This is a genomic window from Streptomyces sp. NRRL B-24085 (assembly GCF_001282115.1).
In the GTDB taxonomy this organism is placed as follows: domain Bacteria; phylum Actinomycetota; class Actinomycetes; order Streptomycetales; family Streptomycetaceae; genus Streptomyces.
In genome coordinates this window covers 1-4,670 of record NZ_LJBR01000538.1, presented here as the reverse complement: position 1 = coordinate 4,670, position 4,670 = coordinate 1, and the positions used below count along the sequence as shown (strand labels likewise).

Below are 4,670 nucleotides of genomic sequence, written 5' to 3'. Positions count from 1 at the left end.
TCCGCACCACACCTCCACCGCCAACCCCGCCTCCCCCACTCGCCCACCACCACGGGTCGGTGCGAAGGCGACACCCATCTCTTCGCCGAGCCGGGGTATGCGAACGACGTCGAAAGCACGCGACCGAACTTCAAGGGGAGGGCCCCATGCCGCTCACTTTCCGCAAGAGTTTCCGGATTCTTCCCGGGGTGCGGCTGAACATCAACCGGCACTCCTGGTCCATCACGACCGGCGGCGGAAGCCACGGGCCGAAGCACACCCACAGCAGCACGGGACGCCGTACGACATCGGTGGACTTGCCCGGACCTTTCGGGTGGCGTCGGACCCGTACCGCCAAGCGTCACTGACGTTGCCCCAGGTCCGTCCGGGCCCCTCCCCCGAACGGACCCCCCAAAATGCGCCATCTCATATCTGAGATAGCCTCAACCGCATGGCAGACGACTACCTCGTACGTATCGGCAAGCTCATCCGTGACGCCCGACAGCACCGGGGCTGGACGCAGTCACAGCTTGCCGAGGCGCTCGGCACCAGTCAGAGCGCCGTCAATCGCATCGAGCGCGGCAATCAAAACATCAGCCTTGAGATGATCGCCCGTATCGGTGAAGCGCTGGACAGCGAAATCGTCTCTCTGGGCTATGCGGGCCCGATGCATCTGCGGGTGGTCGGCGGTCGTCGGCTCTCCGGCGCGATCGACGTCAAGACGAGCAAGAACGCGTGCGTGGCCCTGCTCTGCGCCTCGCTCCTCAACAAGGGGCGCACGGTGCTGCGCAGGGTCGCCCGCATCGAGGAGGTCTACCGCCTGCTGGAGGTGCTGAGCTCCATCGGGGTGCGCACCCGGTGGATCAACGGTGGCGTCGACCTCGAACTCGTGCCGCCGGCCGAGCTGGACATGGGCGCCATCGACGCCGAGGCGGCCGTCCGCACGCGCTCGATCATCATGTTCCTCGGCCCGTTGCTGCACCGCATGGACGCCTTCCGGCTGCCCTACGCCGGCGGCTGCGACCTCGGCACCCGGACCATCGAGCCGCACATGATCGCGCTGCGCCGGTTCGGCCTGGACGTCGCCGCGACCGAGGGCCAGTACCACGCCCGGGTCGACCGCGAGGTCCGCCCCGACCGCCCGATCGTGCTGACCGAGCGCGGCGACACCGTGACGGAGAACGCGCTGCTCGCGGCCGCCCGCCACGACGGCGTCACCGTCATCCGCAACGCCTCCTCCAACTACATGGTCCAGGACCTGTGCTTCTTCCTGGAGGCGCTGGGCGTCAGGGTCGAGGGCATCGGCACCACCACCCTCACCGTGCACGGTGTGCCGCACATCGACGTGGACGTCGACTACTCCCCCTCCGAGGACCCGGTCGAGGCGATGAGCCTGCTGGCCGCGGCCGTGGTGACGGAGTCGGAGCTGACGGTGCGCCGGGTGCCGATCGAGTTCCTGGAGATCGAGCTGGCGGTCCTGGAGGAGATGGGGCTCGACCACGACCGCACGCCGGAGTACTTCGCGGACAACGGCCGCACCCGCCTCGTCGACCTCACGGTCCGCCCCTCCAAGCTGGAGGCGCCGATCGACAAGATCCACCCGATGCCGTTCCCCGGCCTGAACATCGACAATGTCCCGTTCTTCGCGGCCATCGCGGCGGTCGCGCAGGGCCAGACCCTCATCCACGACTGGGTCTACGACAACCGCGCGATCTACCTGACGGACCTGAACCGCCTGGGCGGACGCCTCCAACTCCTCGACCCGCACCGGGTGCTGGTGGAGGGCCCGACCCGCTGGCGCGCCGCGGAGATGATGTGCCCGCCGGCCCTGCGCCCCGCCGTGGTGGTCCTGCTGGCGATGATGGCGGCCGAGGGCACGTCCGTGCTGCGCAACGTCTACGTCATCAACCGCGGTTACGAGGACCTGGCCGAGCGGCTCAACTCGGTGGGGGCACAGATCGAGATCTTCCGGGACATCTGAGCGGTTCGCGGGGTCCGGATCCGGGTCGGTCTGGTCGGTGGCAGCCGGGGGCAGGATCCGGTCGGTCAGAGGCGGCGGGACCCGGGGTCCGGACCCGTCAGGGCGGGGGCCGCGGTCGCCCTACCGGGGCCCTCCGGGGGTCCGGGACCCGGGGCCCGGGTCCCGGCCCGTCGAGGCGGGGGCCGCGGTCGCCCTACCGGCCCCCACCGGGTGGGCTCCGCCGCACTCAGGGGCCAGGCGGCCCGGCCCCGGTGCCCTCACCCGGCCGCAGAGCCGATCGCCTATCTTGGCGCCTATGCAGTCCTACACGATCGGCCAGGCCGCCCGGCTGCTCGGCGTGAGCCCCGACACCGCGCGGCGGTGGGCCGACGCCGGGCGGGTGCCCACGCACCGGGACGAGGGCGGGCGACGCCTCATCGACGGCAGGGACCTGGCCGCCTTCTCCGTCGAACTGGCCCAGGGCGGGGGCGGTGAGGAGACCCTCTCCCACACCTCCGTCCGCAACGCCTTCCCCGGCATCGTCACCGCCGTCAAGCTCGGCGACGTGGCGGCCCAGGTGGAGATCCAGGCGGGCCCGCACCGGCTGGTGTCGCTGCTGACGCGGGAGGCCGTGGAGGAGCTCGGCCTGGAGGTCGGGGTCGAGGCCACCGCCCGGGTCAAGTCGACGAACGTGCACATCGACCGCACCTGAGCAGGGCTGCGTTCCGGCAACAACGGACCCGCCTTCCCGTACGAACGCACATGCCAGCCTGATGGATCAGGGTTCCGGCTCATGCGATGCGACAGGGGGCTTTTGCCTGGCATCTGCGTCAGTATGATCGGCATACGCGGCCTCACCGAGAGTGGAGCCGGGACGACGAGGACCAGAGGGAGCGGACCTGTGATGACCACTACCGCGCGCCGGAGCCGCCGGGCCCTGCGGACGGCCGGCGCGGGTGCCGCAGCGCTGCTGGTCCTGAGCGCCTGCTCGTCGTCCGACACCGACTCCTCGTCCTCGAACTCGTCCGCATCGGGCCGGCTGTCCGGCTCGGTGACCGTCTTCGCCGCCGCCTCCCTCAAGGAGAGCTTCACGACGCTGGGCCGGCGGTTCGAGCAGGCCCACCCCGGCACGAACGTCACCTTCAGCTTCGGCGGCAGCGACTCGCTGGCCGCGAGCATCACCGGCGGCGCCCCGGCGGACGTGTTCGCCTCGGCCAGCCCCAAGACGATGAAGATCGTCACGGACGCCCAGGACGCCTCGGGCACGCCCGTCACCTTCGTGCGCAACCAGTTGGAGATCGCCACCCTGCCCGGCAACCCGGACGGGATCGGTTCGCTGAAGGACCTCACGGACAAGGATCTGAAGGTCGTGCTGTGCGACAAGGAGGTGCCCTGCGGCGCCGCCGCGCAGAAGGCCCTCGACGCGAGCGGGCTCGAGCTCACCCCGGTCTCCTACGAACAGGACGTCAAGTCCGCGCTGACGAAGGTCGAACTGAAGGAGGCCGACGCGGCCGTCGTCTACAGGACCGATGTGCGCGCGGCGGGTGACAAGGTGGAGGGCGTGGAGTTCCCCGAGTCCGCCGACGCCGTCAACGACTACCCGATCACCCTGCTCAAGGGCGCCCGGAACACGGCCACCGCAAAGGCGTTCATCGCGCTCGTGCGGTCCGCCGAGGGCCAGCGGGTCCTGACCGGGGCGGGGTTCCTGAAGCCGTGACCCGTACAGACCCGTCCGACGCCGGGACCGAGACCCTTCGGGGCGGGCCGCGGCGTCGGCGTGTCCGCGCGCCCGGCGGCGGTGTGCCGCTGCCGCTGCTCGTGCCCGCACTGCTCGGCCTGGCGTTCCTGACCGTGCCGCTGGTCGCGCTTCTGGTACGGGCCCCCTGGCGCGGCATGCCCGAGCAGCTCACCGGCGCCGCCGTGTGGCAGGCGCTCCAGCTCTCCCTCGTCTGCGCCACCGCCGCGACCGCGGTGAGCCTGGTGATCGGGGTCCCGCTGGCCTGGCTGCTGGCCCGCGTCGAGTTCCCCGGCCGCGGTCTGGTCCGTGCCCTGGTCACCCTGCCGCTGGTCCTCCCGCCGGTCGTCGGCGGTGTCGCGCTGCTCATGGCGCTGGGCCGCAACGGGGTCGTCGGGAAGTGGCTGGACGCCTGGTTCGGGATCACGCTGCCCTTCACCACGGCCGGGGTGGTGGTCGCCGAGGCGTTCGTGGCGATGCCGTTCCTCGTCATCAGCGTGGAGGGCACCCTGCGGGCCGCCGACCCGCGCTACGAGGAGGCGGCGACGACCCTGGGCGCCTCCCGCTTCACCGCGTTCCGGCGGGTCACGCTGCCGTTGATCGCGCCGGGTGTCGCGGCGGGCGCCGTACTGGCCTGGGCGCGGGCGCTGGGCGAGTTCGGCGCGACGATCACCTTCGCCGGCAACTTCCCCGGCCGTACCCAGACCATGCCGCTCGCGGTGTACCTCGCCCTCCAGAGCGACCCGGAGGCGGCCATCGCCCTCAGCCTGGTCCTGCTGGCGGTGTCCGTGGCGGTACTCGCGGGACTGCGCGACCGTTGGATGGCGACGGGATGACCGGAACGGGCGGGGGCGGGGTGGCCGGAGGCGGGGAGCAGGCGTGGCGTGGCCACCGTGACGGCGAGACACCCCGGACCGACGACGACATCATGGCGACCGGAACCGGTGACAGCAGCGTCGCCGACGAGACCCGACGCACCACCGCCAACCCCACCAC

The 4,670-nt window shown here is 71.5% G+C and carries 5 protein-coding genes; all 5 read left to right on the top strand.

Going from position 1 to position 4,670, the window contains the following annotated elements:
- Nucleotides 1-146: 146 nt before the first annotated feature.
- Nucleotides 147-347 carry a DUF4236 domain-containing protein gene (locus tag AOJ26_RS42520; RefSeq protein ID WP_007385362.1) on the top strand — a complete coding sequence of 67 codons (201 nt, stop codon included), beginning with the start codon at nucleotides 147-149 and terminating at the stop codon, nucleotides 345-347.
- 83 nt (nucleotides 348-430) lie between these two features.
- Nucleotides 431-1,960 carry a helix-turn-helix domain-containing protein gene (locus AOJ26_RS38890; protein ID WP_053853059.1) on the top strand — a complete coding sequence of 510 codons (1,530 nt, stop codon included), beginning with the start codon at nucleotides 431-433 and terminating at the stop codon, nucleotides 1,958-1,960.
- Nucleotides 1,961-2,255: 295 nt separating this feature from the next.
- Nucleotides 2,256-2,651: a TOBE domain-containing protein gene (locus tag AOJ26_RS38885; RefSeq protein WP_053853058.1), complete on the top strand. Its 396-nt coding sequence runs from the start codon at nucleotides 2,256-2,258 to the stop codon at nucleotides 2,649-2,651.
- A 192-nt stretch (nucleotides 2,652-2,843) separates the two neighbouring features.
- The gene (gene modA / locus AOJ26_RS38880) at nucleotides 2,844-3,656 is read left to right on the top strand and encodes a molybdate ABC transporter substrate-binding protein (protein ID WP_053853057.1); all 813 of its coding nucleotides are present in this window, start codon (nucleotides 2,844-2,846) and stop codon (nucleotides 3,654-3,656) included.
- Nucleotides 3,653-4,510 (top strand): molybdate ABC transporter permease subunit, encoded by an 858-nt coding sequence (gene modB, locus AOJ26_RS38875; protein WP_053853056.1) that lies wholly within the window; start codon nucleotides 3,653-3,655, stop codon nucleotides 4,508-4,510. The genes modA and modB overlap by 4 nt, the downstream gene beginning before the upstream one ends.
- The last annotated feature ends 160 nt before the right edge of the window (nucleotides 4,511-4,670 follow it).

Coding starts and splice junctions, on each gene's coding strand:
- modA (WP_053853057.1), top strand. CDS start 2,844: ATGACCACTACCGCGCGCCGGAGCCGCCGGGCCCTGCGGACGGCCGGC.
- AOJ26_RS38890 (WP_053853059.1), top strand. CDS start 431: ATGGCAGACGACTACCTCGTACGTATCGGCAAGCTCATCCGTGACGCC.
- AOJ26_RS38885 (WP_053853058.1), top strand. CDS start 2,256: ATGCAGTCCTACACGATCGGCCAGGCCGCCCGGCTGCTCGGCGTGAGC.
- AOJ26_RS42520 (WP_007385362.1), top strand. CDS start 147: ATGCCGCTCACTTTCCGCAAGAGTTTCCGGATTCTTCCCGGGGTGCGG.